This is a genomic window from Alcaligenes sp. WGS1538 (assembly GCF_043187505.1).
GTDB lineage: Bacteria > Pseudomonadota > Gammaproteobacteria > Burkholderiales > Burkholderiaceae_B > Alcaligenes.
On the sequence record NZ_CP171109.1, the window covers coordinates 1,698,701 to 1,724,715 of the forward strand.

A 26,015-nucleotide genomic window follows, 5' to 3' on the forward strand; every position below is an offset into this window, starting at 1 on the left:
CCAGAAGGGAATGAATGAAGACAGGCACGACCCTGAGGGCCGCATCAACCATTATGTCATAGGTCAAAATGAATATCCAGGGAACCAACGCGAAGGAACTTTTCGATGATATCCGCCAGCAAGTTGCCTTGGGGCACATCGCGCCGGGACAGGTGCTGCCGCCCGTGCGCGAACTGGCGCAGACGCTGGGGTTGAACCGCAACACGGTGGCGCTGGCCTACAAGCGGCTGGTCTCGGCCGGGGTGGCGGACGCCCAGGGCCGGCGCGGCACGCGCATCCGCGAATCCATACGCCAATTGGCCCGGGAGGGCCACGGAGCCAGCTCGGTGCTGCAGGACCTGGCCAGCGGCAACCCATCGCCTCAGCATCTGCCCACGCCGGCGCAACTGGTCCAAGGCGTGCGCGGCGGCGCCCAGTCGCTGTATGGCGCCGATCCGCTGATGCCCGAGCTGCGCGCCGTCTGCCAGCAGGTCTTTCACAAGGATACGCCGCTGAATACGGCCTATCACGTCAGCTATGGCGCGGTCGACGCCATCGAGCGCCTGCTGCAGGCGTTCCTGCTGGCTGGCGACAAGGTCGGGATCGAGGACCCGGGTTACCTGAACAGCATCAATTCGGTGCGCACCCTGGGCCTGCAGCCGGTGGGCGTGGCCGTGGATCCCGAGGGCATGGCGCCGCAGTCGCTGGAGCAGGCGCTGGCCGACGGCGCCCGCGCCCTGATCCTGACGCCGCGCGCGCACAATCCCACCGGATGTTCGCTCAGCCGCGGACGCGCCCGCCAGATCGAGCAGATCCTGGCGCGCTATCCGGACGTGCTGCTGATGGTGGACGATCATTTCTGGATGCTGGCCAACAGCCCCTATCGCAACGTGATTCCGCCGGGGCACCTGCGCTGGGCCCTGATCCGTTCCGTATCCAAGGGACTGGGGCCGGATCTGCGCGTGGCCCTGGTGGCTTCGGACACGCAGACGGCCGAGCGCCTGTCCCAGCGGCTGGCTTCCGGCGCCCAATGGGTCAGCCACTTGCTGCAGCAGATGGTGGTGCACGGCCTGACGGACGTCGGCCTCACGGCGCAGACTCGAGCCGCGCAGGTCGCCTATGCGCAGGCTCGCCAGCAATTGATGCAGGCGCTGAAAAAGCACCGCATCACTTTCTGGGACAGCGACGACGGCTTCAATCTGTGGGTGCCGCTGGACCGTGAAGCCGAGCCCGTGCTGGCGGGCCTGGCCGCGCGGGGCTGGCTGGTGCGCTCCGGCCAGGTCTTCGGCGTGGACCAACCCGCGCAGGGCCTGAGGCTGACCTTTGCCAGCCTGGGCGCCGAACAGGCGCAGCGTTTTGCTGCCGATCTGGCCCAGGTGCTGGGCGAGGCGGCCTAGGAGGCCGTCCTCAGTGCGCCGGCTTTCGTGGGTGACGCCTGGCAAGTCTAGGCATAGCCCACGCGCAGGATGCGTCCCGTCTCCACACCTTCCACGCTGCGGCGGCAGGCTTTGGCGGCTTGCGCGGCGGGTATGGGCTCAAAGCCCGGAAAGTAGGGGCCGTAGTCGGCTATGGACTCGCGCAATGCGGTAGGGCTGAGCAGATTGATGCGGCCTTCGCGCCAATACAGGGCGCTGGCCTGTACGAAACCCTGCAGGGCCTGATTGATCGTGGCCGCTTCCAGGCCATCCCGGATGTACGCCCCGTCGCCCACGATGCCGCTGATCAGGGTGACGGAACCGCCCGGGTTCAGGAAGGGCCTGGCCAGCAGCGTCAGCCTTATCTGGCCCATCAGCTTGTTGTCCAGGCTGGCCGCCATATCTTGAGGCTGCGCCTGTTCCCACGAGCCGAAATGCACCCAGCCCGTGGCCGAGATCAGGGCGTCGAAGGGGCCTACGCGCTCGAACAAGGTTTGTATGCTGGCCTCGTCCAGAATGTCGACCTGCTCATCCTGCCCGCTCCGGCTGGCGCGGATCAGCTCATGATCTCCCGACAGCTCTTGGGCAATGGCGCTGCCCAGCGTGCCGCTGGCGCCGACTAATACGATTTTCATGATGAACTCCTTTCAATGATGGACAGCCCCAGTGTGCGCGTTCGGGCCAGAAGCGCCCAGTAGACGGCGGTTTGTGTTTTACTAATCAGTAGTTAGTAATTGCTATTGTTTACTTCGATTTTGTTCTTGATAGGGAGTCATCATGGACGTCTTGCGTGCCATGCAGGTGCTGGCGGACGTGGCGGAAGCCGGCAGTTTCGCCGCCGCCGCGGCGCGCCTGGACATGTCCGCCGTCATGGTGGGCAAGTATGTCAAGGCGCTGGAGGACAGCCTGGGCGCGCCCTTGCTGCTGCGCACGACGCGGCGCCAGCAATTGACCGAGGTGGGCGAAGCCTACCTGGCCGAAGCCTATGCGGTGCTGGCGGGCGTGCGCCGCGCCGAGCGCGTGGTCGAGAGCCGGCGCGACCGTCCGCAGGCACGGCTGCGCATCTCGGCGGCGGTCACCCTGGGAGAGTGCGTGCTGGCGCCTGAGCTCGCGCGCTTCTGTGTGCAGCATGAAGGGGTGAGCATCGAAATGGATCTGGATGATGCGCTGACGGATTTGCGGCAAAGCCAGGTGCATCTGGCCTTGCGGGTGGGCGAGCCGTCCGCCGGGCTGGATCTGGTGGCGCATGGCGTGGGCCTGTACCAGATGGTGATCTGCGCGGCGCCCGCCTACCTGGAGCGCTGCGGCATGCCCGTCTCCCTGGAGGAGCTGCCGGCCCATCAATGCCTGTGGCATCAGGTGTGGAGCGGGCGCTCGGCCTGGCAGCTGCAGGGGCCCGGCGGCCCCGTGTCCTGGCCGGCGCACCGCGGTTTCGCGGCCAACAAAGGCGAGGCCCTGCGCCGCGCGGCGGTGGCCGGGGCGGGCCTGCTGATGCAGCCCAAGGTCCTGCTGCAGCAGGACCTGGATGCGGGCCGCCTGGTGCCGGTGCTGGAAGCCTTCACGCCGCGGGCGCGGCCCGTGCATCTGCTGTATGCGCCGGAGCTGCGGCGCATGCCGGCCCTGGGCCTGCTGGTGCGCCACCTGCGTCGGCATCTGCCGGCGCAGCTCCAGTAAGGCTGTGCTTCAGACGAAACGCAGCACGGACTGCACGTCCACGCGCGGTTTCTGGCTCCAGTTGCCTTCCGAGGCGTAGCCCACGGTGATCAGCATGGCGGGCACTTCCTGCTCGTCCAGGCCGAATTCGCGCGCCAGGGCGTCGGCGTCGAAGCCTATCATGGGGCCGGTGGCCAGGCCTTGGGCCTGCGCGGCCAGCATCAGCGTCATGCCGGCCAGGGAAGCCGAGCGGATGGCTTCGTCGCGCTGGCGCTGCGCCCTGTCGTGGTAGTTCTGGTGCGCCACGTCCGCCCATTTGCGGGCCACTTCCTCCTGGACCACGCCTTGATCCAGCGCAGGCTGCAGTTTGTCCAGCAGGCGGGTGTGGCCGTCCAGGCGGCCGCAGACGATGATGGTGGCGGCGGCGTCCACGACTTTCTGCTGGCCGTAGGTGATGGGCAGCAGGCGCTGCTTGGCCTGTTCCGACTGGACCACGACGAAGCTCCAGTTCTGCATGTTGTAGGCGGACGGCGCACGGGTCGCCAGATCGATCAGGGCGGTGATGGCGGACGGATCCAGGGCGCGGTCGCGATCGTAGAAGGACGTGGAAACGCGTTGCTTGATCAGGTCGTGGGTAAGGTTGCTCATCGAAACTGTCCTATGCTGCTTGAGGAATCGAGGGCTTATTTTAGGAGTTGTCAGGAAGGGGCGCGACTGCTGGCCCATTGCACGGTCAGCACGCTGCCCAGCACCAGGATGATGCCGGCCAGGCTGGCGCCCGTCATGGATTGGCCCAGCAGCAGCCAGCCCAGGATGACGGCGGTGATGGGGCTGAGCAGGCCCAGCGAAGACACGGCGACCGGAGGCAGGACCGCGATGCCGCGGAACCAAAGGGCGTACGACAGCAGGGCGCCGGCCAGGCACAGATAGGCGTAGCCGCCCGCCTGGGACCAGGTCAGGCTGCTGTCCAGCGGCGGGTCCACCCATAAGGCCAGCGGCGCCAGCATCAGCCCGCCCAGCAGGAGCTGCCAGCCGGTGAAGGCCAGCACGGGCAGGCCGCTGCGCCAGCGGCGCGAGAGATACGTGCCGCAGGCCATGCACAGGGCGCCCAGTATGGCGGCGGCCATGCCCCAGGCGTCCCACCGGCTTTGCGGCGACAGCAGGAGAATGCCCATGCCGGCAATGCCCGCCACGCTGGCGATCAGGGCCAGCGCCACGGGCCGTTTGCCTTCCATGGCCCAGGCCAGGGCGATGACGACCAGCGGCTGGGCCGCGCCCACGACCGCCGCCAGACCGCCGGGCAGCCGGTAGGCGGCAATGAAGAGCAGGGCCTGGAAGACGCCGATGTTCAGCGCGGCCAGGATCAGCACCCGGCCCCAGTCGCCGCGTGCGGGCGCACGCCGCATCCAGAGCAACAGCATCAGCCCGGCGGGAAAGCAGCGCAGGAAGGCAGCGATGAATGGCCGGCCCGGCGGCAGGATTTCGGTGGTGACGATATAGGTGGAGCCCCAGATGGCGGGGCCCAGGGCGGTGAGGAGCGTAAGGAGCCAGAGTTGCAGGCGGGTCATGACTTTATCTTGATGTCGAGATAATTCGCAGTCTACGCCGCATATATCTTAATATCAAGGTAAAACAGAATCTCAGAGGTATTTGTGACCGGAACCGAACACCGAGACGCCGTTGATGCAATTGTGGATCAATGGCGCGAACAACGCCCGGACCTGCCGGATTTGCTGCCCATGGCGCTGCTGGGCCGCATGACGCGCTGCTCCTTGCTGATACAGAAGCAAATGGCCGAGTGCTTTCGCCGCCATGATCTGCAGCTGGGCGAATTCGACGTGCTGGCCAGCCTGCGGCGCGCCGGCGAACCTTATACGCTGGCGCCCACGGCTTTGTTTTCCATGTTGATGGTCAGCTCGGGCACCATGACGCATCGCTTGCAGGGACTGGAGAAGCGCGGCCTGGTGGAACGCATCCCCGACCCGGAAGACGCCCGCAGCATGCTGGTGCGCCTGAGCGCCGCGGGCCTGGAACGGGTGGACCTGGTGGTCGCTGACCATCTGGCCAATGAAGACAGCCTGCTCACGGGGCTGGATGCGGCTCAAAGACAGTCCTTGAACGATTTGCTGAGGCTATGGCTGCATCACCTGGAGTCGCGTCTCGCCTGAGCCGGTGTTAGAATGGCTGGATAAATACCCAGTCCAGCCCATGGCCGCTCCCGAACTTCCTCCTTTTTACTATCTGCATAATTTCCACCAGGTTCTGCGGTGGGTGCGGCAGCACAGCCTGGACCTGCTCGAACCCGGCCAGCAGGCCTGCGGTGACGCCTTCCTGCAGGTATCGACTTCGGCGCAGGCGCTGCTGGTGCGGCTCATCATGCGCAAGGCGGACGTGTTCCGGTCCGACAAGCTGCGCTATGCCGAAATCCCGGATCTGCCCGCGGCCGTGCAGGAGCTATCCGATGCAGGCCTGGCCCAGGCCGATCCGCAACTGGACCTGGACGAGCTCTTCCATCTGCATACCCTGCCGGAGTTGCGTGCGATGTTCGATTCCTTGCCCTCGGGCGCGCGCAAGGGCGAATGCCGGGACTGGGTGGCGGCGCGGCAAGGCATGCAGGCCCGGCCTTATCCGGCATGGGTCTGCGCCGTTCATCCCGCCGGCGGATTGCTGCGCCTGCCGCAGGCCGTCTCGCAATGGGCGCAGCGCCTGCAATTGCTGTTTTTCGGCAATCAGTACCAGGACTGGTCGGAGTTCGTGCTCAGCGACCTGGGCCTGTACCGCTACGAGGCCATCGTACTGGATGAAGGCAGCCGCGCCTTCCGGCACCTGGATGATGTGCGCCTGTACGAGACCCTGTCCAGCCTGCGGGAGGCGCCCGAGCAGCCAGACGCGCAGCAATGGATGGAGCGCTTGCGGGCCGTGCTCGACATCGTCACGGACAGCGACTGGTTGCGCCGGCGCCAGGACAAGACCGTGTTCCAGCTTGGCCAGGAGGCGGAACGCCAGGCCTGGTGGGAACTGGCCGAGCAGGCGTACCGGCGCAGCACCTGGCCGGGGGCGCGGCACAGGCTCTTGCGGGTGCTGGAGCGCCGGCAGGACGGGGCGGCCGCCTGGCCCTTGTTCCAAGAGGCCTGGGCCCAGCCCGAGAGCGAAGCCGAAGCGCAGAAGCTGGCGCGCATGCTGCCGCGCCTGCGCCGGCTGGCGCCGCAGGCGGCCGAACTGGAACCGGCTCCGGAGCCGACCCGGCCGCTGGCGCGCACGCAGCTCGTTCAGTTGACTCTGCCCGAGGACGGCCAGCGTGTGGAATGGCAGGTCCTGGCGCACCTTCATTCCGACCTGGCGCCCGTGCACTACGTTGAAAACACGCTGCTGCCGGGCCTGTTCGGGCTCTTGTGCTGGGACGCCGTGTTCGCACCCCTGCCAGGGGCGTTTTTCCACCCCTACCAGAGCAGCCCGGCCGACTGGGGCAGTCCCGATTTCGTGGCGCGGCGCCAGGACTTGTTCGACCAGGCCCTGGCCATGCTGGACGGCCAGTCCTACCAAGACAGCATACGGCGGCGCTGGCGGGAGAAAATGGGCATGCAATGCCCCTTGCTGGCCTGGCCGGCCCTGGGAGAAACCGCACTGGAGCTGGCGCTGCGCTGCATTCCCGCCCGCCACTTGAAGGCGGTGTTCCAGCGCATGTTGCTGGACTGGCGCGAAAACCGCGCCGGTCTCCCGGACTTGATCCGTTTCCTGCCCGCCCAGGGCTGGTACGAACTGATAGAGGTCAAAGGGCCGGGCGATCGCCTCCAGGACAACCAGCGCCGCTGGCTGGCTTATTTCGAACAGCATGGCATTCCCGCGCGGGTGTGTCATGTCAGCCGGGAGCCGCAGGCATGAACGCGCTTGCGGTAGGCGTGCGCGCCTTGTGCGAATTCACCGCGCGCAGCGGCGATCTGGATTTGCGCTTCACGCCGGCGCCCAGCGCCCGGGAGGGCATGCAAGGTCATGAACAAGTGCGGCTGCAGCGCCCGCAGCACTATCAGGCCGAAGTGCCCCTGGAGCTGGAGTTCGAAGGCCTGCTGGTGCGCGGTCGCGCCGACGGCTTCGATTCCCAGGCCTTGCGACTGGAGGAGATCAAGACCTACCGGGGCGCCTTCGAGCGCATTCCGGAACATCATCGGCGCCTGCACCGCGCGCAGGCCATGATGTATGCGGCCATGCTGTGCCGGGAGCGCGATCTGCAGGGCCTGAGCGTCAGCGTGGTGTACTACCACGTGGACAAGCACAAGGAGACGGCGCTGGCGGAGTATGCCAACCGCGCCCAGTTGCAGGAATTCTTCGAGCAGCAATGCCGGCTGTACCAGCAGTGGGCGCGGCAGGAGCAGAGGCACAGGCAGGCGCGTGATCAGATCTGCCGCGAACTGCGTTTTCCTTTCGAAGGCTTTCGCGCCGGCCAGCGCGAGCTGGCGGTGGCGGCCTATCGGGCGCAGCGCGACGCCCACTGCCTGATGGCCCAGGCGCCCACGGGCATAGGCAAGACGCTGGCTGTGGTGTTTCCCGGATTGAAAGCCATGCCCGAGGCAGGCCTGGACAAGCTTTTCTACCTGACGGCCAAGAATTCCGGCCGACAGATGGCACTGGACGCCCTGGGGCGCCTTGCGCCCGCCGCGCCGGCGCCCTGGAGGGTGCTGGAGCTGGTGGCGCGGGACAAGCAATGCGTGCACCCCGACAAGGCCTGTCATGGCGAATCCTGTCCCCTGGCGCAAGGCTTTTACGATCGCCTGCCGGCGGCGCGCCGGCAGGCCGTGGAAGTGGCCGTGCTGGATCGCGATGCCCTGCAGGCCGTGGCCCGTGAACACGCCGTCTGCCCGTATTACCTGAGCCAGGAGATGCTGCGCTGGACGGACGTGGCGGTCGGCGACTACAACTACTATTTCGACACTTCCGCCATGCTGCACGGCCAGACCCTGGCCCAGCAATGGCGCAGCGCCGTGGCCGTGGACGAGGCGCACAATCTGCTGGATCGGGCGCGCAGCATGTATTCGGCCGACTTGTCGCAGGCGGAGCTGCGCAGCGCGCGCAAGGCGGCTCCGTCGGCCCTGAAACGGCATTTCGGCCGCCTGATGCGCGCCATGGACGACTGCCTGTCGGAAGAGGGCGCCGCCCGGATGGGCCTGGACAGCGTGCCGGCGGCCTTGCTGCAGGAATGCGAGCAGCTGGCGGCGCGCCTGGGCGGCCATGTGGCCGACCATCCTTTGCCGCAGAACAGCCCCTTGCTGCAAGCCTATTTTTCAGTTCTGTTCTTTGCCGACCTGGCGGAGCGCTTCGGCGCTCATTCCCTGTTCGATGTGCTGGCGGAGCGCGATGGCGTCACGCTGCGCATCCGCAATGTCGTGCCGGCGCCGTTCCTGCAAGAGCGCTATGGCGATGCGCACGGCGTCGTGCTGTTTTCGGGCACCTTGACTCCTGTGGATTTCTACCGCGACCTCCTGGGCGTGCCCGAACGCAGCCCCATCCTGGAGGTGCCTTCGCCCTACAAGGCCGAGCAGTTGCAGGTGCGCCAGTATGCGGGTCTTTCAACCCGCTATGCCGATCGCGAGGCCAGCCTGGACAGCCTGTGCGGCATCGTGGCGCAGGCCTATGCCGAGCAGCCCGGGAACTACCTGCTGTTTCTGAGCAGCTTCGACTACCTGAACCAGGTGCGCCAGGCGCTGCAGCAGCGTTCACCTGAGCTGCCCTTGTGGTGTCAGACGCCGTCCATGACGGACGAGCAGCGCGCCGACTTTCTGGCGCGCTTCACGCCCCAGGGGCGGGGCATCGGGCTGGCGGTGCTGGGCGGCGCATTTTCCGAAGGCGTGGATCTGCCGGGGCGCCGCCTGCTGGGGGCGTTCATCGCCACGCTGGGGCTGCCGCAGTTCAACGAGGTCAACGAGTCGGTGCGGCAAGTCATGGCCCGGCTGTTCGGGGAACGCCGGGCCTACGATTACACCTACTTGTATCCGGGCCTGCGCAAGGTCACACAGGCCGCGGGCCGTGTGATTCGCGATGAACAGGATCGGGGCTATGTGCATCTGCTGGATGAGCGCTACGGGCAGCGGCGGGTGCAGCAGCTGCTGCCGGACTGGTGGCGGATCGAGCGGGCTCGGCTTCCCGCTGGCGCTGCACGATCAGCTCGGTGATCAGCTGGGCCGTGGCGGCGGACAGCGTCCAGCCCAGGTGCCCGTGTCCGGTGTTGTAGTAGACGCCGGGGCGGCTGCCGGCCTGCACGCGCGGCATCATGTCGGGCATCATGGGCCGCAGGCCCGCCCAGGGCACCACCCGGTCCGTGGCCGCGTCGCGGAAGTTGCGCCGCGTCCAGTTCACCAGCGGGGCGATACGGTCCGCCCGGATGTCTTTGTTCATGCCGTTGTATTCGGCCGTGCCGGCGACCCGAAGCCTGTCCTTGCCCAAGCGGCTGGTCACGATCTTGGCTTCCTCGTCCAGCAGGCTGACCCAGGGAGCGGCCGCCTGGCTTTCGGGCGTGTCCAGATACGCGGAAATCGAATACCCCTTGACCGGGTAGATGTTGATGTAGTCGCCCAGCAGCTTGGCCAGATGGCGGCTGCCCACGCCGGCGCACACCACCAGGGCGTCCGCCTGCAGGCTGTGGTTCTGCGCTTCGGCGCCTTCGCCGGTGCGCAGCTGGATCTGGTGGGGCGGGCCGCAGCGCACGCCCAGCACCTCGGTGTCCTGCAGGAAGCGCACGCCGCGCTGCTCGCAGGCGCGCGCCAGGCCGCGCGTGAATTTATGGATGTCGCCCGTGGCGTCCGATGGCGTGAAGAATCCGCCATAATAGGTGCCTTGCAAGGTGGGCTCGATCTGGTGGATTTCCTCGTTGGTGACGGTATGGCGCTCCAGCCCGCCGCGCTTGAGCAGTTCGCTGACCCGCTTGCCCGATTCAAAGCCGTAGGCCGTGTGATAGATGTGCAGGATGCCGCGCTTTTCCAGGTCGAAGTCGATATGCTCGTCCTCGGCCCATTGGTACAGGTGCTCGCGCGCGGCGATGGCCAGCTTCACGGTTTCCACCGTATTGTGCTCGTAGCCCGAGATCGCGCGCATGAACTGGCCCATCCAGCTGTACTTGTGCCAGCTGGGGCGAGGGTTGAAGAGCAGGGGGGCGTCCTTGCGCATCATCCATTTCAGCCCCTTCATGATGGTGCCGCGGCTGTTCCAGACTTCGGCATTGCAGGCGGACAGCTGGCCGCCGTTGGCGAACGAGGTTTCCATGGCGGGGTAGCGCAGGCGGTCGATGACGGTGACCTGGAAACCCTGGCGCACGAGGGCGTAAGCGGTGGTGACGCCGGTGATGCCGGCGCCGATGACGGCGATGTGAGACATGGCAGGCTCCTGACAGGTGAATTGCCGCCGGTCGGCGGCAATACCCCATCTGTCCTGTGACCTGAGAGTTTATCCGGCCGGGCGCCGGGCTCCTTCGGTGGGCGCATTGCGCCGCTCTCCAGATTGTCGGGCTGGTACGATCCTTTTGCCTGAGAGATTCCGGGGTGGTTGCTCCGTCGGCGCCTGAGCGAACAGGTCTCTTTCATACCGCCTGTGATGACATTGCTACATTAATCCTGGCCGGCCCTAAGGACAATCAGGGTAAACCAAGGTGGCACCGCGGCGCCTTCTGCCTTGCCGGCGCGGCAGCAGGCCGCGAAGTCAGTCCAGCCGGAAATGCGCGCCCAGGCTCAGAGGCCGCTCCAGCGCCGCCTGTGCCAGCAGCCAGGCCGTGTCCACGCGCAGCGCCATGGCCTGCCGGTCGGGCGTGGGCGCGCCTTCCTGCAACAGCGCGCGCCAGTCCTGCAGCGTCTTCACGGCCCGGGTCAGCCCGGCGCCCCGGCGACGCAGGCCGACATGTTCCTGCATCAGCGCCTGCAGGGCGGGCAGGGTCGGCGGCCGCGGGCCCGTTCCCGTGGCGGCGGGCGGGGGCGTCAGGGGAGCGCGCGCTTTCTGTTCGCTGGAGGCGATGGCCCGCGCCGCCGCCCGGCCCATGACCACGCACTCCAGCAAGGAGTTGCTGGCCAGCCGGTTCGCGCCATGCAGGCCGGTGCAGGCCACTTCACCCACCGCGTACAGGCCGGGCGCCGAGCTGCGGCCGTGCAGATCGGTGTATACGCCGCCGCAGCTGTAGTGCGCTGCCGGTGCGACAGGAACCAGGTCGCGGCGCAGGTCCAGGCGACGCTGCAGCGCTTGTTGCAGAGCGCGGGGGAAATGAGCTTGCAAGATCTCTGCGCCCAGGTGGCGCACGTCCAGCCAGACATGGTCCCGCCCGTCGCGGCGCATCTGTTCGACGATGGCGCGCGACACCACGTCACGCGGAGCCAGTTCGGCGCGATGATCGTAGTCGGGCATGAAGCGCCGTCCTTGGGCATCCAGCAGATGGCCGCCTTCGCCGCGCAAGGCTTCGGTCAGCAGCACAGGAGCGGCGTCGCTGCGCAGGCAGGTCGGATGGAACTGGACGAATTCCAGGTCCTGGATGCGGGCGCCGGCGCGCCAGGCCAGGGCCACGCCCTCGCCATGCGCGCCGGCGGGGTTGGTGCTGTGTGCGTAAAGCCGTCCCAGTCCGCCCGTCGCCAGCACTACGTGGTCCGCTCTGAGGGTTTCGCGGGTGCCCAGGCGGCGATCGTAGAGGTCCACGCCGGCGGCGCTGCCTTGCTCGTCGCGCCGCAAGTCCAGCACCTGGCAGTGGCTGCGAAGGCGGATATGCGGGGCCTGCGCCAGCTCGCGCAGCAAGGCCTGCATGATGGCCATGCCGCTGGCGTCGGCCGCATGGGCAATCCGGCGCCGCGCATGACCGCCTTCACGGGTCAGATGCAGCCGTCCGTCCGACATGCGGTCAAAGGGCACCTGCCTGTCCAGCAGCCATTGCACGGCTTGCGGCGCGGCTTGCAGGATGTGGCGCACGACTTGCGGGTCGCCATGGTAGGCGCCGGCGGCCAGGGTGTCGTCCACGTGCTGTTCCAGGCTGTCCTCGGCGTCCAGGACGGCGGCGATGCCGCCCAAGGCCTGGGGGCTGGCGCCGCAGGGCAGGGGGGCCTGGCTGAGCACGGTGACCGCCATGGTCCGGGGCAGGGACAAGGCCAGGCTCACACCGGCCAGGCCGGCGCCCACGATCAGTACGTGCGTCTGCATCAGGCGGCTCCCACGTCCTGAAACAGGGCGGCGTGTTCGGCAAGGTCGGCCCGCACGCGCAAGCTGGTCTGGCGCTGTGCCGCGAAATCCAGCATGCGCTGCAGCGAACGGCGCGCATCCGCGGCCAGGGCCGGGTCTATCTGTATGCCGGGGCCGCCCTGCAACAGGCTGGCCTTCAGGGCGTGCAGGGAATTCAGGGCCATCCAGGGACAATACGCGCAGCTTTTGCAGGCGGCGCTCTCGCCCGCGGTCGGCGCGGCCAGAAAGGTCTTGCCCGGCGCCTGCTGGCGCAAGGCATGCAGGATTCCCTGGTCCGTGGCCACGATGAAGGTGTCGGCGGGATGCCGGCAGGCAGCCTTGATCAATTGGGTGGTGGAGCCGACCACATCGGCCAGGGCGATCACGCCGGCCGGAGACTCCGGGTGGACCAGCACCATGGCATGCGGATGGGCCTGCTTCAGCGCCTGCAGCGCGTCCGCCTTGAATTCGTCGTGGACCAGGCAGGAGCCCTGCCACAGCAGCATGTCGGCGCCGGTCTGCTGCTGGATGTAGGCGCCCAGGTGACGGTCCGGCGCCCACAGGATCTTGCGGCCCTGGGCATGCAGGTGGCGCACGATGTCCAGCGCAATGGAGGAGGTGACCACCCAGTCGGCGCGCGCCTTCACGGCGGCGCTGGTGTTGGCATACACCACCGCCACGCGGTCAGGATGGGCGTCGCAGAAGAGAGCGAAATCCTCGGGTGCGCAGCCCAGGTCCAGGGAGCAGGTGGCCTGGTCGTGCACTGCCAGCACGCGCTTGTCGGGGCTGAGAATCTTGGCTGATTCGGCCATGAAGCCCACCCCGGCCACCGCCACGGTGCGCGCCGGATGCTCCTGGCCGAAGCGCGCCATTTCCAGGGAGTCGCCCACGCAGCCGCCGGTTTCCAGCGCCAGGTCCTGTAGCTGCGGATCCGTGTAGTAATGGGCCACCAGAACGGCGTCCTGTTCGTCCAGCAAGCGGATCAGCTCCGCTTTCAGGGGCTGGTCGGCCCCGGGGCTGGCGGACGCGGCCGGTACGGCCTGCCAGGCCGTGTGACGGTGCAGGGCCGCGCCATTTGCCGGCTGGCACACGTCGATAGGGTAGTGCTGAGGCATGTTCTTCCTTGATGCTCAAATTGAGCATAATTAAGTGAAAAAAAACCGGCGGACCAGTTCGCTTCAGAGTGGCTGTTTCCCGATTTTCATTATGCTTTTTTTGAGCATAAATGGAAAAAACAGTCGGTGCAAGCGGTGTTTCATACATTGTGGCAATGAGCCCGTCGGTGCGGGGCATAAGCGCAGCGGCTGAAAGCGGCACGATGCCCCGGTCGTATGGCCGGAGTTTCTTCACCCTGAAGCAGGGGCGCCCAGCGGCATCGACATTGCGGGCGCAGGCCTGGCCGAGGACGGCGAGGCTTGTACGAAGAAGCATGCTCAGGGAGCTGGATTCGGGTAGCGGCCATGGATGTCGTTGACGGCCGCGATCAGCTCGTGGTCCAGCGTCACGTCCACGCTGGCGATGTTCTCGCGCAATTGCTCCAGCGTTGTGGCTCCGATCAGATTGCTGCTGGTGAAGGCCTGCTGGTTCACCCAGGCCAGGGCCAGTTGCGTGGGCGTCAGGCCGTGCCGGCGCGCCAGCTCGTTGTAGGCCAGCGCGGCTTCGCGGGCGTTGGGGCCGTCGTAGCGCCTGAAGCGCTCGTACAGGGTCAGGCGGCCCTTTTCGGGACGCGCGCCGTGGTCGTACTTGCCGGTCAGCACGCCCATGGCCAGGGGCGAATAGGCCAGCAGGCCCAGGCCATCGTAATGACAGAACTCCGACAGCCCTTCCTCGAACACTCGATTGAGCAGATTGTAGGGGTTCTGTATGGTGGCGATCAGCGGCAGCGAGCGGTGGCGGGCCAGTTCCAGGAAACGCGCCACGCCCCAGGGCGTTTCATTAGATACGCCGATGTGCCGCACCTTGCCCTGGCGCACGAACTCCTGCAGCACCTCCAGAGTCTCTTCGATGGGCACGGTGTCTTCTTCTTTCCAGGGGTAGCTGCGCTGGCCGAAGGTGACGGTGCTGCGGTCCGGCCAGTGCAACTGGTACAGGTCCAGGTAATCCGTCTGCAGGCGGCGCAGGCTGTCGTGCAGGGCCTGCTCCAGGTTCTTGCGGTCCAGGCTGGTGGCGCCGTCGCGGATATGGCCGGGACGCTTGGGGTCGCGCTGGGGGCCGGCCACCTTGCTGGCCAGCACGATGTCCTGGCGGCGCCCGCTCCTGGCCAGCCAGGTGCCGATGTATTGCTCGGTCAGTCCTTGCGTGGCGGCCGATGGCGGCACGGGATACATCTCCGCGGTGTCCACCAGGTTCACGCCCAGTTCCAGGGCCAGGTCCAGCTGCGCGTGCGCGTCGGCCTCGCTGTTCTGCTCGCCATAGGTCATGGTGCCCAGGCCTATCAGGCTGACGTCAAGGTCGGTATTGCCCAGCTTGCGGTATTTCATTGCATCCACTCCCGAAAACGCAGGGCCGGGCGGCCCTACAACAAAAAGGACCATGGTAGCGTGTTTCATGAGCTGCCCGGCCCTTGTCCCTGGGGCGCGATGGCTTTTTGCGGACTGCGTTTTGTCCTGGAGAAGCGCGAAAAAAAACCGGCTCATTGGCGAGCCGGCGTTGCAGGAGCTTGTGGTCATCGATCAGGCCGCCTTGTCATGTTCGGGAGCGGCGGGGGCCTGCGGGCCGGGACGATGGGGCAGGGGCGGCAATCCGTGCTTGGCGCGCAGGCGCTGGCAGTCCGGGTTGGGGCTGCCGTCGGCTTCCCAGATTTGATAGTCGCGGCAGGGGTTGGGGCGGTCAGGGTAGATGGCGCAATGGATGCCGGGCTGGCCCAGCGTGCCTCGCAGGGCGATGCAGCGCCCGCCGCCTTGTTCGGTGCCTTTCATACAGGCGCGCAAGGGGCCGATTTTCGTGGTCAGTTCCACCGGCACCGTACCTCCGGTCTCGCCGGCCAGCTCGCCGCTGTAGAAGGATACGCGAAAATGCGAACAGCATACGCCGCAGCTCAGGCAGGGATTTTCGTCAAAGACCTCGTCATTGGGCGGGTCGTAGCGGACGGCGTCCAAGGGGCTTTCCTGCACGCCGGGCAGATCACGCAAATCGGTCGGGAGAGGGGGCAGATGAGAGGAAGTCATGATCGAGGGTGTCCCGGTACAGACGCGCACCCGGTCAGGCCCGATACGCATCCAGAGCGTAAAGCAGATATTTTATTTTTGCGCCGCGATCCTGGATAGAAAAATCTGCGGCCCCGTCGGCGTTATGATGCGGCGCGGAGACAGGTAGATTGTGTCTTTGTGTATCTTTGGCCAGGATGCATGAAAAACCACCGCCTGAGCAAAGTCCAAGCGGAACTGCTCAATATTCCTTTGTTAACAATGAGCTAGGGGTTTTCCCAAGTCTTTCCCGGCGCCTGCTCGAACCGCCGGCAGAAAAAAGTTCACATTTTTTGAAGAAAAACGCAGAAAGGTGTTGACAGCAACTTCAATGAAGAGCTACTATTTCATTTCTTCACAGCAGGCGGTTAGCTCAGTTGGTTAGAGCGCTACGTTGACATCGTAGAGGTCGCTGGTTCGAATCCAGTACTGCCTACCAGAATACATGCGCACAGTTCCAAACTGTGCCAAGAAAAGCCCCAAAGATCAATGCTTTGGGGCTTTTTTGCTGCTCGTCTTCCAAGCTGCGCCAAGCCAGTCCCAGACCGTTTTGGGGTATGGATGGGGGTATGGTGTAACAGAAATGGGGGCATGGAATTGAAGTGGCTTTCTTGAGCTGCTCATCCAGATGATCCGACTACCATTGCATCAGCTTTTTGCGCTCCTCCAGGTACAGTGCGTGGTTGTATGCGCGTCGGACCTTGTTTCTATCGCGGTGCGCCAGTTGCCGCTCAATCTCACTCCACTGCGCCCAGTGCAGTTCGTGGATGAATAGTGGGTGCGCTTTGGGTACTGCTTGCCATTGAGTCATTTGTTTGTGGCATGGTGATTTTCTCCATCAAAAACCCGGCGCATGGCCGGGCGGATTCCATTCTTTAGCGGTCACGGCGAGCATGTCCGCGATGGTGCCGGTCACTGGCCTGTCCCCTTACAGGCTGCGTCGATGGCGGCGTCCCATTCTGCAGCGGTCGTCCGCCTGCTCATTCCCACACTTGTCGACAGGCTGCCGGCCGCCAGGCGAATAAAGTCGTGTTCCGAGGTTCTCCCGGTGATTCTCGCGTCGCCCCATGCCCGATACCGCTCCGCATCCGTCTTGTCGGCTTCCTGCTGCGCCTGGGCGGCAACGGGGGCGGCGTCGTGGAAAACAAGTGCGCGACATCGCGCACCATCAACAGGCGCTTCGGCCAGGCAATGAGCAAGGTCAGGCTCATCTGGCCAGTCTATGAACCACGCCACTGGCTCCGCGCTCGCTGCCGGCTGACCGGCGCCACACACCGCGCAGGGCGTATTTTCTGGTGACGGCCGGCCTTCACAAGCAACGCAGGCCTGCGCTTGGGTGTTGATGCTGCTCATCCGCATTTCTCCTTTGGAAGGTGTTAGTTGGAATTGGGGTGGAAAGGGGCTTTTGACGTGATCGGAATGAACGCCAGCCCGGCGTACGCTTGGCTGGCGCGCTGCAGCCTGGTCTGTTTCTGTGGGAAGCGAGTACGGCCGAGCCGGCAACGCGCTCAACGCGCGGGCAAAGGAACGCCCAATGCTCGCCTGTTACCAAACCTTGAGTTGACGGCGACCGCGTTGGAACAGCCAAGTGCTCTGACCTGTGGCGAAGACCGTTAGCGTTCCCGATCCTGGTTTAGGTGCGGGGGTCTAATTTGCTTAAGGAAGACGATCATGATTACTCAAACCTCTGGCATCCCTGTCCGAGCAGTTGGCCAGCAGGAGCTGGTGCCGGCACGCTTGACACAGCGTTCCTTGGGGAGCATAGGCAACTTGCGGTTCACAGCAGAGCAGAGCGGCACGAATTTTTCCAGCCGCGTCGGTGCATCTTCCGCGAAGACCTTGGACAGCTTGCGGTTCATGGCAATGAATTTTCCCAGCCGCGTCGGACAACCTCACCTGGAGACCTTGGACCACTTGCGGTTCATCACAGAGCAGAGCGGCACGACTTGTTCTAGCAGCGTCGATACACCCCTCCTGGGAACCACGAGCAATTCGCAGTTCACTGCGGAGCAGCGGAGCGGCACGAATTTTTCCAGCCGCGTCGGTATGATTGCGTCGGGCATATGCAGTTCGCTGGCCAAACTAGGTGACATCCTGAAATCATGTTTCGTCGGCTCGCCCTCGGACTGACACCGGGCGCGGGAATGGGCTTCAGCTCCGCGAGGACAGCCCTGGCGCCGTCAATTTACTGAGCAGTCTCATCCCTTGGCGAGCGGCTCCAAAGCCCAGTCCAGACTCGTTCAAAGGCTGATGCCGTCAAGCGAACTATCGCAGAGGATCTGGTCACGTTGCAGGAAGGGCAGGAATCTCTGCCCTTTTTCACGGAGGCAATTGACCGATTCTTACAGGGGGCAACGTGCTCAACGCGCCGGTCAAGGAAAGCTGGATACGCATCGGTTACCAAACCTTCAGTTGAGGGCGACGGCGTCTTGACAGCTATGTGCTTTGATCCGTGGAGAAGACCATTAGTATTTCTGATCCTGGTTTGAGCGCCGGGCTTTCATTTGACCGAGGACGATGATCATGTTTACTCAAATCTCTGACATTGCTGTCCCAATAAATGGCCAGCAGGAGTTGGTGCTGCAGCTGCGGCGCGAAGATCTGGAACCTTGTTCTCTGGGGACCGTCGGCAACCTGCAATTCAATGCAGAGCAGGGCGGGACAGCGCCTGCCCCTAGGGTCGGGGGGATATTGTCGGAGATGAACCAGTCGTTGGTCGACAGACGTGCTGATATGAACGCTGACCTCGCCTGCGAGGCCTCGCAAGCGCGGGCGCAGCGCGAGGCATTGACCGAGGCTCGTGCTGAGGTCCGCGCCAACAGCCTGCTCATCGGTAATTTGTTGGGCAGCCTGACGGCCAAGGTGGATAAGGAAGGCCGGTTCGTCGATGCCCATGATCGCTCCAGATCCGCCCGAGCATTGACAGAGCTGAATGAGTCCGGGACAGAGGGCGGTCTGTATTCGCTAAAGGGAGCGAAGTACTGCCTGCACACGTATCTGGAGGAGCTAACGGAATACGATCTTGTGGCTCTGACCGGTGGGGTGCTGAGCAATGAAAATGCTTGTGAAGCGGTTCTGGACGGGGTTTCGACTCGTCCTGACGATGCGTTGCGTATGCAGGCCTCCCGATTGTTGAAGGAAGTTGCAAAAGCCGTGAATCAGCAAACGGCCCGGCATGCCATGCATGAGCCTTTACTGCGGATTGTCGATCTGCTGGCAGCGGACTCAGTGAATAAGCAAGAACTGGGCGCGCAATTGTCGATGCTCTCCGACGATAGGAACACGCAGAAGCTTTATTTCAGGACGTTGTCTACGGACGAGTTCAAGGGACTGCTGGGCACATTGCACTCCAAAAATTTGAATGCCGTCCGACAGGCACTGTGGCAGACTGGGGATTATCGGCAGGCGAATTCTCTCATCGGGCTGGTGCACTCGTTGGAACTCGAGTTTAGTAGACGGGCTTCGCGTAGCCTGCGGAACGAACAAGTCAATCTGACCTTGGCTTTGGGCGCGGGCAGCGTGCTCGCCGTAACCGATGTTTTGTGTCGTTTGAGTCGCGTGGTGGAGGACACCTATCAGACCTGGGGAGCGCTGCCCAAAAGTGAGGTTGAGCGAGTGCAGCGGCTGGTCGAGTCAAGCGTGGACCTGCTTCGTGATCATCAGAATAATCCGGTTGGCCCGCTCAATGGGCATTCCCTGCGCAAGCTGGATGACGGCAGGCGCAAAAGTCTCGGCGCCGCCGCCGCGGTCTTGGGCGGCTTTGGGTTGGAGCTGGAGCCTGAGTTGCGCGTTTGCTAATCGGTGATTCTCCTTGAGACTGTAGTAGCCAGGATTGCGCACGGCGTTCGGCCCACCGGGATGAATGCGCGTGCGCCGTAGACCTGGGCGGTGCGCTGCAGGCCGATTCGTTTCTGTAGGTAAGGGGAATGGCCGAGCCCGCAACGCGCTCAACGCGCGGGTAAAGGAACGCCAAATACTCGTTGGTTACCAAACCTTGAATTGACGGCGACTGCGTTGTGGCAGCCATGCGCTTTGATTCGCGGTGAAGCCCGTCAGCGTTCCTGATCCTGGTCTTGAGGCCAGGGCTTAATCGCCTCGACGAAAATATTCATGAACCTAAGACCGTTTACCATCCCTGGCTGCCTTAGCCCGAGTCGATTCAGCCCTCTCAGCTCGATGGATAGCCCGCAGGATCTGCCGTTCACGCGGGGGGACCTGGGGTCTTGCCCTCTAGGGACCCACGGCAACCTGACTTACACGGTAAAGGAGGGCGGTACGGCTCGCGCCAGCCGCGCTGGCGTGGCTTGGTCGGAGATTCGTCGCGCTCTGGCCGAAAAATGGACTGATCTGAAAACCGTCTTGAAATCTTACTTCGCCGGCGAGCCTGCGGAAGCGCGAGCGCAGCGCAGGGAGCGGGTCGAGGTCAGTAACGAGATCCGTGCCACCAGTCGCCTTATCGGCAATCTGTTGGGCAGTCTGACGATACCGGATGAATTTGCGAAGCACGAATTCAGACCCATCCATGCGTTGATGGCCCTGAACTTGCCTTTGGCGGGCGACTGGTACTCGCTAAAGGGAGCGAAGTACTGTCTGAACACTTATCTGGATGAATTGACAGAACGTGATCTCCTTGCTTTGAGCTCTGGGGTTTTGAGGCGCGAGGGCTATTGTGATTTTATGCTGAGGTGCATTTCGACTCGTCCTGATGATGCGTCGCGTATGCAGGTATCCCGTTTGCTGGGAGATATTGCAGAAGCCGTGAATCAACGAGTGCTCCGCTATACCGTGCATGAACCTTTGACGAGGATTGTCGAGCTGTTGGCTGTTGATCCAGTGAATGAGCAAGACTTGCATACGCGGTTATTGATGCTCACCGACGATTGGATAACGATGAAGCGCTATTGTGAGAGCTTGTCCACGGACGAGTTCAAGGCGCTGCTGGGTGCACTGCAGCCCCAAAATCTGAAGACCGTCCCAAAGGCCCTGTTGAAGGCTCATTCTTTCAAAGAACTGAAATCCGCCTTAGATTGGGAGTTCAATTATAGACGGGCTCCACTTAGCCTGAGGGTCGAACAACAGAATTTGGACAGGGCTTGGCGCGCGGGCAATAGGCTTGCCGTGTCCGAGGCTTTGTATCGTTTGAGCCTCGCGGTGGAGGAAACCTGCCAGGTCTGGGAGGTGCTGCCCGACAAGACGATGAAGTGCGTGCAGCAATTGGTCGAGCGCAGCATGGACCTGTTCCGGGATCGGCAGAATAATCCGGAGGGTCCACTCAACGGGCATTCCCTGCGCAAGCTGGATGAAAACATTCGTGCGAATTTCGGCGCCGCTGGCCCGGTCTTGCGCAGCTTCGGGTTGGAGTTGGACCCTGAGTTGCGTGTTTGCTGATCGGTGATTCTCCTTGAGCCTGTAGCACTCAGGGTTGGGGGCGGCGTTCGGCCCAGCGGGATGAATGCGCGTGTGCCGTAGACCCGGGCGGCGCGCTGCAGGCTGATTTGTTTCTTTTGGGACATGCCCGAACCGGCAACGCATTCGGTATGCTGGCAAAGGAACACAGGGCGCTCGTCGTTCACGACTCCTTGAGTTGTCGGCGACCGTGTCGTGGCGACTATGTGCTTGGGTTTGTGACGATAACCGTTCCTGATCCTGGTTTGGGTGCGGGGGACGTATTTGACCGAGGACGACGATCATGAATGTTCGAAGCCATAACGCCTCTAAGCGGATGGAAGGCCAGCAGCGGGAGCTGGTGCTGCAGCGGAAGGATCTGGCGCCTTGTCCCCTGGGGACCGTCGGCAATCTGCAGTTCAATGTAGAACAGGGCGGGACAGCGCCTGCTCGCAGTGTCAGGGTGCTATTGTGGGAAAAACGCCGAACACTGGCCGATAACGCGTTTTTTCGCACATGCACGTCCTCGCACGCGAGGGCGCAGCGCGAGGACTTGATCCAGGTCCGCATGAATAGTCATCTCATCGGCAGTTTGCTGGGCAGTCTGACGGCCCCCACTACGGATCTCCAGGGCCAGGCCAGAATCGCCCAGGCATTGAGAGGGTTGAACATACCGGCGACGGGCAGTCTGTATTCATTGAAGGGTGCGATGTACTGCCTGAATACTTATCTGGATGAGCTAAAAGAATTCGATATTGTTGCGCTGAGTCGTGCCGTACTTAGCCACGGGAAAGCTCGCGAAGATGTTCTGAACAGGATTTCGACTCATCCTTATGATGCGTTGCGCGCCCGGTCGGACTGGGCGTTGATGGACGTCGAAAAAGCCGTGACTCATCAGATATTTCGACGTTACGTGCATGAGCCTTTGAGGCACGTTGTCGATCTGCTGAATGTTCGCCGAGTGGATGGGCAAAAGCTGTGCGCGCAATTGATAAGGATTTCCAACAATAGCGCTACGCTGGAGGCTTATTTCAGAAGGCTGCCCGCGGATGAGTTCAAAAAGATGCTGCGCGCATTGCTTCCCGGGAGTCCGGATCACGCTCGACGGGCTCTAGACGATATCATCGCTCATTCGCCGGACCAAGCCCGTGCCAAACAGCAGGCTCTGGCCAGCATGGATAGTGTCCGTTCTGCACTTTCTCACGAGTTTCATGAACGGGTCGACTCATATATGAATATGGCGGAGACCAACTTGACCATGTCCTTGGGTATGGGGCATCAAGCCAGCGTATGCGATTGTTTGCGCCAATTGAGCGTCAGGGTGAATGAGGCTTTCGCAACCTACGGAGCACTGCCTGACTTGGTGGATCAGCGCGTGCGCGAATTGATCGATCAAAGCATGGACCAGCTTCGTGACCATCAGGCCAATCCGGTTGGCCCGCTCAATGGGAACTCCCTAAGCAGACTGGACGATGGCATGCGCGCGAATCTGGGCGCCGCCTTCCCGGTCTTGCGCAGCTTTGGGCTGGAGGTGGAGTCTGAGCTGTACTGAGCTTGCCCCGATTTCAGAAACGACCAGCCCCAATTTAAATGCATCTTTGATGAACGCGAGCCGCATGACTGCAGGCTCAGGAATTCCCGTCGCTAATGCGGGTCATGAAGGCGGGCGTATCGCTCCGGCGTCTGAACCATCGGATGTTGGCAAGAGGTGAAGCATGATTGTCATGTTGAATTCCTTTGCCCGGGGCCGTGCTAGGCGAATTGGTTGCGAAGTCAGAAGCCGGCGGCTGCGCCCAGGTTCGCGAAGATGCCGATGAAGACGATCAGAAAGAGGGTGACGCCGAGCCACGCTGTGCGCGGTATCCTGCTGCTGCCGGGCGTCCATCCGCCAGCGCCGTCATAAGGGCTTCGTTGTGGGGGACGAATCAAGCCGAGCTCGCTGTCGATCATGGCGCTGCTCTTTCTGGATTGCTTTGCCAGTTCGTCGACCTGACTGCGCACGATGCGCACGTCAGGGTCTTCACGGTATGCCTGCCTGGATGCTACGGTCAAGCGTAGGTGACTGGTTGAGCCACGGCGCGGGTCAATGCGGACCGTATTGCCATTCAGGTTGACAAAAATCGTTGTGGTCATGACTGCCTCCAGATAGTGATGATTTCGATCCAGAATGCGATGCCGGCGACAATGCTTAAGAAAACCCCCGAAAAAGAGATGTATCTATTCAGTAGCGCTTAAACGCTTTCAGTTCCTGCGCTGTCATGTGCTTATGCGTGTTTTTTGTCCGGTTCGTGCTGATGCGTTTGCGCTTGGCGTGCAGTTCGTGGCGAACGCTGCCGCAATCCAGAGCGGCTGACAATCTTCCTGGCAAATCCGGCTGCCGCTTTGATCCGCGCCAGCTCCACGCAATTGTTCAGGACGTGTCCGCCAAACAGCGCAAACGGCCGTGCGCTGATCTCTGTCTGACGGAACAGCATGCTTATCGCTTGTTTTTGATTTAAGTATTTTTTTATTTCCAGCCCTGCTACGATAAGGTTCAGTTCTACGCTTTCCTCGATTACCGAATGAAGGAGGATAGGACATGAATGACACGCCCATGAATTGGCCCAGTGCCTTCCCTGGCAAACATGACCATCACAATCAGTTTGTGAGCGGGTAAAACCAATCAACGTGGCCGCCCTGAGGGGCGGCTTTCTTGATTCCGGCGCCTGCGTTTGCGGATTTGATGTACTTCGGTACTCGTCAGAACAATATCGAAGGAATGCTGCTGTTCCGTTCGAAAATCAAGCCTATGACATTTGCTGTGAGCTGGCGTCAAAGAGTGGCGCTGCTTCACTTCAGTCGCTCATGAGCCGTGAGTACAAAGCAAAATCCCTGGGCGTGCCGCGCACCATGCGAAAGCATCTGAGTAGACCTTCATATTGATATCGGCAACGCTGTAGAACTTGTACTGAACGCGAATTGTCGGGCAATACCGTAGCTTGGATGCGGACAAAACCGTATGTTTCAAATGACCACGCAGAGACAGCGTCGCATACAGTGCGTGCGATTCCCTTACCCCAGTACGCAGGGGAAAGATCATAAGAAATCTCTGCAGTACGGTTCACATTGGAGATGGTATGGAATCCGATCGTGCCTATCAGTTTTTGGCCAGTGTTCTCTACAATTGCCAGCCGCCGGCTGGATTGAGCCGCATTTGCCTCGAATTCGTCAAACATCGCCAAGAGTTCCTCTCGGGATTGCAGATCCCAACTCGTGTGCTCGAACACGGCAGGTAATGTCAGGTATGCATACCAGTCGTCCACATCCGAGCGTTCAAGCTGACGAAGTGATACTCCGGGATAAGCTAAGTCAGGAACGGGTTCGATTCTCATGCTGGAGTGCTGGTTGATCGATTAAAACCGTCATTCTAACGGGCTTGAACAATCGGCAGACCAGTTTTCCCAAGCAGGGCCCGGAGCGCTTGGGCATGAAATTTGTTACCGCCCGCCCCAGACAAACCCATCCATCACTTCTTTCCCGGCAGGGCTGCGGATTGATGGCCTCGCTGTAGCGCTCGGAGGCGCTGCATCAGTCCGTTTGGGCTTGCCCAAAATCCTGGAGGTGGCTGTGGTTGATGCGCCGGACCGGGGGCTGTTCGGATGGGGCTGTCATGGCCAGCCATGGTCTATGCACAAACACGCAGTGATGTGTGGAACTCAAACCATTGATACTGGATCAGGTCCATGTCTTTTCTTACCAGCTTGAGGTCGGATACGCGGGTGGCTCGCTACATGAGCTTCGAGAAATTCTTTTACTTGATGGAGTTCGGCTATGCATTTTTTCCGAATATAAGGGGGCTTCGGAATGTCAATGGCAACGAAGGCGATCCACTGGAAGGAAGGTGGAGCCCTTGCGATCTGCTTTTAAGAAATGGTGGAGCGGAAATTCTTGATTTGGCAATGGACTATCTTTGGCCTTCGGTGGAAAAAACCGAAAACAGCAAGAAAGATATCATTAGGAAAGAAGATTCATATCAGAGTCTTTTTGGCGAAAGGCCGAAAAGCGGGTATTCAAAAGATGTGGAAAGAATGGCATCCTGGGTGGATATATGGTGCTGGAACAGGTTTGATCATGAGCGAGTCGATATGTGGAGAGCCTATGGGGCTGGAGCTGGATCTGTCATGATGCTGTCATCGGTGGACAGGCTTAAAGACTCCCTGATTCTGCCTGTCGATCATGAGATTATTCTGGAGGATGTTAAGTATGTTGATAAATCAAGTGCAATCCATGACATAAAAGGTAATGCCACATTGTTCTTGCAGAAGTCACGTGCTTTCGAATCGGAAAAAGAGGTCAGGGCGATTCTGTATAATCCCAATGTGGATATAGAGAGAGAAACAAGCCGGACCGGACAGGCGATCCAGGTCGATTTGTCCCGCCTTGTTGAGAATGTCGTCATGCATTACCAGTCGCCACTATGGATGATGGACGCAATAAACCGAATTTCGGAGGAGGCAATCGGCAAGTCGGCCATGGAGTCCTCCATACGGAAAGAGATTGCGGATGCCACGGTGTTCGCCGGAATTTGATTGGCATCCATTTGGCTGTGGCTACAGCATGGTCGCATCGTTCAGCTTCCGCTGCCGCAAGGCCTGCTTCACACCTGGCTTCTGCAGCCGCTGCCAGCCTGGAAAAGCAAATGTTCACACTGGTATCGGCCGTCGCGAGCGGCGAGCCCCTGCCGGCAGCACGGCCTGGTCGTCGCTGAACATGACCCCGTCGCCTCGTCGATAACGCATGCTCGAGTGCTCCAGGTCGAGCACGACGCCCCTGTAGTAGCCGCGGGGCGTGCCGGGAAGCCGGGTGACCCGTACAGGCACCATCACGCCAACTCTGGCGCATATCAGGCGAACCTCATCATCAATGTCAAGCGAGATCAGCCCAGGAGCTCGGTGGCTGTCGTTATGGCCCACGACTACTTCCCAACAACCAGGGGAGTGGCACACGAACGTAGCGCGAACTTGAAGTTCTGCATCTACGATACTGGCGACGGCTTGCTGGAGCAGGGCGGCGTCGACGCCGTGGGCGCGAGCCGCGTCAGCCACCTGCTGGCCTTCGACCAGAACAAGGCTCGCGGCCGTGATGACACCTTGGTCAATGCGCAGCAGGCTGGCAAGCGTCTGCAGTTCCTCATGAGTCATAGCTAAAGTCCGGTACCGCCGGTTGATAAATGGATGGTTGACAG

22 protein-coding genes, 1 tRNA gene, 1 pseudogene and 1 riboswitch are annotated in these 26,015 nt (G+C 62.4%); of the genes and pseudogenes, 12 read left to right on the forward strand and 12 right to left on the reverse strand.

From position 1 onward, the window contains the following. The first annotated feature begins 68 nt into the window (after positions 1–68). The gene (locus tag ACF3ND_RS07975; RefSeq protein ID WP_394065542.1) at positions 69–1,376 is read left to right on the forward strand and encodes an aminotransferase class I/II-fold pyridoxal phosphate-dependent enzyme; all 1,308 of its coding nucleotides are present in this window, start codon (positions 69–71) and stop codon (positions 1,374–1,376) included. Positions 1,377–1,423: 47 nt separating this feature from the next. Here the strand turns inward: ACF3ND_RS07975 and ACF3ND_RS07980 are convergent, their stop codons facing one another. After that, positions 1,424–2,029, reverse strand: coding sequence for a short chain dehydrogenase (locus tag ACF3ND_RS07980; RefSeq protein WP_394065543.1), 606 nt, complete (start codon positions 2,027–2,029; stop codon positions 1,424–1,426). A gap of 142 nt (positions 2,030–2,171) precedes the next feature. Between ACF3ND_RS07980 and ACF3ND_RS07985 the strand changes: the two genes are divergently transcribed. Continuing rightward, entirely contained in the window at positions 2,172–3,068 is an 897-nt protein-coding gene (locus ACF3ND_RS07985) for a LysR substrate-binding domain-containing protein (RefSeq protein WP_394065544.1), read from the forward strand. 9 nt (positions 3,069–3,077) lie between these two features. Here the strand turns inward: ACF3ND_RS07985 and ACF3ND_RS07990 are convergent, their stop codons facing one another. Further along, a complete protein-coding gene (locus ACF3ND_RS07990; RefSeq protein WP_394065545.1) occupies positions 3,078–3,695 on the reverse strand; it encodes a nitroreductase family protein in 618 nt (205 codons plus the stop codon). Positions 3,696–3,745: 50 nt separating this feature from the next. Further along, positions 3,746–4,615, reverse strand: coding sequence for an EamA family transporter (locus ACF3ND_RS07995; RefSeq protein ID WP_394065546.1), 870 nt, complete (start codon positions 4,613–4,615; stop codon positions 3,746–3,748). Between the two features lie 84 nt (positions 4,616–4,699). Between ACF3ND_RS07995 and ACF3ND_RS08000 the strand changes: the two genes are divergently transcribed. From ACF3ND_RS08000 to ACF3ND_RS08010, 3 genes and pseudogenes are all read left to right on the forward strand, one after another. Then, positions 4,700–5,215 carry a MarR family winged helix-turn-helix transcriptional regulator gene (locus ACF3ND_RS08000; protein WP_394065547.1) on the forward strand — a complete coding sequence of 172 codons (516 nt, stop codon included), beginning with the start codon at positions 4,700–4,702 and terminating at the stop codon, positions 5,213–5,215. A 40-nt stretch (positions 5,216–5,255) separates the two neighbouring features. Beyond that, the gene (locus ACF3ND_RS08005) at positions 5,256–6,929 is read left to right on the forward strand and encodes a VRR-NUC domain-containing protein (protein ID WP_394065548.1); all 1,674 of its coding nucleotides are present in this window, start codon (positions 5,256–5,258) and stop codon (positions 6,927–6,929) included. Positions 6,930–7,663: 734 nt separating this feature from the next. Then, a pseudogene (locus tag ACF3ND_RS08010) lies at positions 7,664–9,103 on the forward strand (ATP-dependent DNA helicase); the annotation flags it as partial. Here ACF3ND_RS08010 and ACF3ND_RS08015 read toward each other — a convergent pair. The 5 genes from ACF3ND_RS08015 to ACF3ND_RS08035 all read right to left on the reverse strand — a co-directional run bounded on the left by ACF3ND_RS08015 (position 9,048) and on the right by ACF3ND_RS08035 (position 15,388). Beyond that, the gene (locus tag ACF3ND_RS08015; RefSeq protein WP_394065549.1) at positions 9,048–10,409 is read right to left on the reverse strand and encodes a D-amino acid dehydrogenase; all 1,362 of its coding nucleotides are present in this window, start codon (positions 10,407–10,409) and stop codon (positions 9,048–9,050) included. The pseudogene ACF3ND_RS08010 and the gene ACF3ND_RS08015 sit on opposite strands and share 56 nt — an antisense overlap. Before the next feature lie 127 nt (positions 10,410–10,536). Next, positions 10,537–10,624: riboswitch (glycine riboswitch) on the reverse strand. Between the two features lie 106 nt (positions 10,625–10,730). Then, positions 10,731–12,203, reverse strand: a complete 1,473-nt coding sequence (gene nadB, locus ACF3ND_RS08020) for an L-aspartate oxidase (protein ID WP_394065550.1) — start codon at positions 12,201–12,203, stop codon at positions 10,731–10,733. Then, a complete protein-coding gene (nadA, locus tag ACF3ND_RS08025; protein WP_394065551.1) occupies positions 12,203–13,336 on the reverse strand; it encodes a quinolinate synthase NadA in 1,134 nt (377 codons plus the stop codon). Before nadA ends, nadB begins: the two co-directional genes overlap by 1 nt. 318 nt (positions 13,337–13,654) lie before the next feature. Beyond that, positions 13,655–14,701: an NADP(H)-dependent aldo-keto reductase gene (locus ACF3ND_RS08030; protein ID WP_394065552.1), complete on the reverse strand. Its 1,047-nt coding sequence runs from the start codon at positions 14,699–14,701 to the stop codon at positions 13,655–13,657. 192 nt (positions 14,702–14,893) lie between these two features. Then, a complete protein-coding gene (locus ACF3ND_RS08035; RefSeq protein ID WP_394065553.1) occupies positions 14,894–15,388 on the reverse strand; it encodes a YkgJ family cysteine cluster protein in 495 nt (164 codons plus the stop codon). A 380-nt stretch (positions 15,389–15,768) separates the two neighbouring features. On the opposite strand from ACF3ND_RS08035, the gene ACF3ND_RS08040 reads away from it, so the two are divergent. Continuing rightward, positions 15,769–15,845: transfer RNA gene (locus ACF3ND_RS08040), tRNA-Val, on the forward strand. 473 nt (positions 15,846–16,318) lie between these two features. Here ACF3ND_RS08040 and ACF3ND_RS08045 read toward each other — a convergent pair. Beyond that, positions 16,319–16,759 (reverse strand): hypothetical protein, encoded by a 441-nt coding sequence (locus ACF3ND_RS08045; RefSeq protein ID WP_394065554.1) that lies wholly within the window; start codon positions 16,757–16,759, stop codon positions 16,319–16,321. A gap of 318 nt (positions 16,760–17,077) precedes the next feature. Here ACF3ND_RS08045 and ACF3ND_RS08050 point away from each other — a divergent pair, with 318 nt between their 5' ends. The 4 genes from ACF3ND_RS08050 (at position 17,078) to ACF3ND_RS08065 (ending at position 22,343) form a co-directional block, all read left to right on the forward strand. Next, entirely contained in the window at positions 17,078–17,536 is a 459-nt protein-coding gene (locus ACF3ND_RS08050; RefSeq protein WP_394065555.1) for a hypothetical protein, read from the forward strand. A 393-nt stretch (positions 17,537–17,929) separates the two neighbouring features. Then, positions 17,930–19,204: a hypothetical protein gene (locus ACF3ND_RS08055; protein WP_394065556.1), complete on the forward strand. Its 1,275-nt coding sequence runs from the start codon at positions 17,930–17,932 to the stop codon at positions 19,202–19,204. A 501-nt stretch (positions 19,205–19,705) separates the two neighbouring features. Next, complete coding sequence (locus ACF3ND_RS08060) at positions 19,706–20,794, forward strand: hypothetical protein (protein WP_394065557.1); 1,089 nt, start codon at positions 19,706–19,708, stop codon at positions 20,792–20,794. 301 nt (positions 20,795–21,095) lie between these two features. Continuing rightward, entirely contained in the window at positions 21,096–22,343 is a 1,248-nt protein-coding gene (locus ACF3ND_RS08065) for a hypothetical protein (protein WP_394065558.1), read from the forward strand. Positions 22,344–22,564: 221 nt separating this feature from the next. Here ACF3ND_RS08065 and ACF3ND_RS08070 read toward each other — a convergent pair whose 3' ends face one another. The 3 genes from ACF3ND_RS08070 to ACF3ND_RS08080 form a co-directional block, all read right to left on the reverse strand. Continuing rightward, positions 22,565–22,924 (reverse strand): hypothetical protein, encoded by a 360-nt coding sequence (locus ACF3ND_RS08070; protein WP_394065559.1) that lies wholly within the window; start codon positions 22,922–22,924, stop codon positions 22,565–22,567. Positions 22,925–23,055: 131 nt separating this feature from the next. Further along, a complete protein-coding gene (locus ACF3ND_RS08075; RefSeq protein ID WP_394065560.1) occupies positions 23,056–23,457 on the reverse strand; it encodes a hypothetical protein in 402 nt (133 codons plus the stop codon). 168 nt (positions 23,458–23,625) lie between these two features. After that, a complete protein-coding gene (locus ACF3ND_RS08080; RefSeq protein ID WP_394065561.1) occupies positions 23,626–24,162 on the reverse strand; it encodes a GNAT family N-acetyltransferase in 537 nt (178 codons plus the stop codon). Positions 24,163–24,513: 351 nt separating this feature from the next. Between ACF3ND_RS08080 and ACF3ND_RS08085 the strand changes: the two genes are divergently transcribed. Then, the gene (locus ACF3ND_RS08085; RefSeq protein WP_394065562.1) at positions 24,514–25,359 is read left to right on the forward strand and encodes a hypothetical protein; all 846 of its coding nucleotides are present in this window, start codon (positions 24,514–24,516) and stop codon (positions 25,357–25,359) included. A gap of 408 nt (positions 25,360–25,767) precedes the next feature. Beyond that, entirely contained in the window at positions 25,768–25,977 is a 210-nt protein-coding gene (locus ACF3ND_RS08090; protein WP_394065563.1) for a hypothetical protein, read from the forward strand. The last annotated feature ends 38 nt before the right edge of the window (positions 25,978–26,015 follow it).

Bases quoted from the DNA above. Each gene is read 5' to 3' on its own strand.
- ACF3ND_RS07975 (WP_394065542.1), top strand. From the start codon at position 69: ATGAATATCCAGGGAACCAACGCGAAGGAACTTTTCGATGATATCCGC.
- ACF3ND_RS07980 (WP_394065543.1), bottom strand. From the start codon at position 2,029: ATGAAAATCGTATTAGTCGGCGCCAGCGGCACGCTGGGCAGCGCCATT.
- ACF3ND_RS07985 (WP_394065544.1), top strand. From the start codon at position 2,172: ATGGACGTCTTGCGTGCCATGCAGGTGCTGGCGGACGTGGCGGAAGCC.
- ACF3ND_RS07990 (WP_394065545.1), bottom strand. From the start codon at position 3,695: ATGAGCAACCTTACCCACGACCTGATCAAGCAACGCGTTTCCACGTCC.
- ACF3ND_RS07995 (WP_394065546.1), bottom strand. From the start codon at position 4,615: ATGACCCGCCTGCAACTCTGGCTCCTTACGCTCCTCACCGCCCTGGGC.
- ACF3ND_RS08005 (WP_394065548.1), top strand. From the start codon at position 5,256: ATGGCCGCTCCCGAACTTCCTCCTTTTTACTATCTGCATAATTTCCAC.
- ACF3ND_RS08015 (WP_394065549.1), bottom strand. From the start codon at position 10,409: ATGTCTCACATCGCCGTCATCGGCGCCGGCATCACCGGCGTCACCACC.
- nadB (WP_394065550.1), bottom strand. From the start codon at position 12,203: ATGCAGACGCACGTACTGATCGTGGGCGCCGGCCTGGCCGGTGTGAGC.
- nadA (WP_394065551.1), bottom strand. From the start codon at position 13,336: ATGCCTCAGCACTACCCTATCGACGTGTGCCAGCCGGCAAATGGCGCG.
- ACF3ND_RS08030 (WP_394065552.1), bottom strand. From the start codon at position 14,701: ATGAAATACCGCAAGCTGGGCAATACCGACCTTGACGTCAGCCTGATA.
- ACF3ND_RS08035 (WP_394065553.1), bottom strand. From the start codon at position 15,388: ATGACTTCCTCTCATCTGCCCCCTCTCCCGACCGATTTGCGTGATCTG.
- ACF3ND_RS08045 (WP_394065554.1), bottom strand. From the start codon at position 16,759: ATGAGCAGCATCAACACCCAAGCGCAGGCCTGCGTTGCTTGTGAAGGC.
- ACF3ND_RS08050 (WP_394065555.1), top strand. From the start codon at position 17,078: ATGATTACTCAAACCTCTGGCATCCCTGTCCGAGCAGTTGGCCAGCAG.
- ACF3ND_RS08055 (WP_394065556.1), top strand. From the start codon at position 17,930: ATGTTTACTCAAATCTCTGACATTGCTGTCCCAATAAATGGCCAGCAG.
- ACF3ND_RS08065 (WP_394065558.1), top strand. From the start codon at position 21,096: ATGAATGTTCGAAGCCATAACGCCTCTAAGCGGATGGAAGGCCAGCAG.
- ACF3ND_RS08070 (WP_394065559.1), bottom strand. From the start codon at position 22,924: ATGACCACAACGATTTTTGTCAACCTGAATGGCAATACGGTCCGCATT.
- ACF3ND_RS08080 (WP_394065561.1), bottom strand. From the start codon at position 24,162: ATGAGAATCGAACCCGTTCCTGACTTAGCTTATCCCGGAGTATCACTT.
- ACF3ND_RS08085 (WP_394065562.1), top strand. From the start codon at position 24,514: ATGTCTTTTCTTACCAGCTTGAGGTCGGATACGCGGGTGGCTCGCTAC.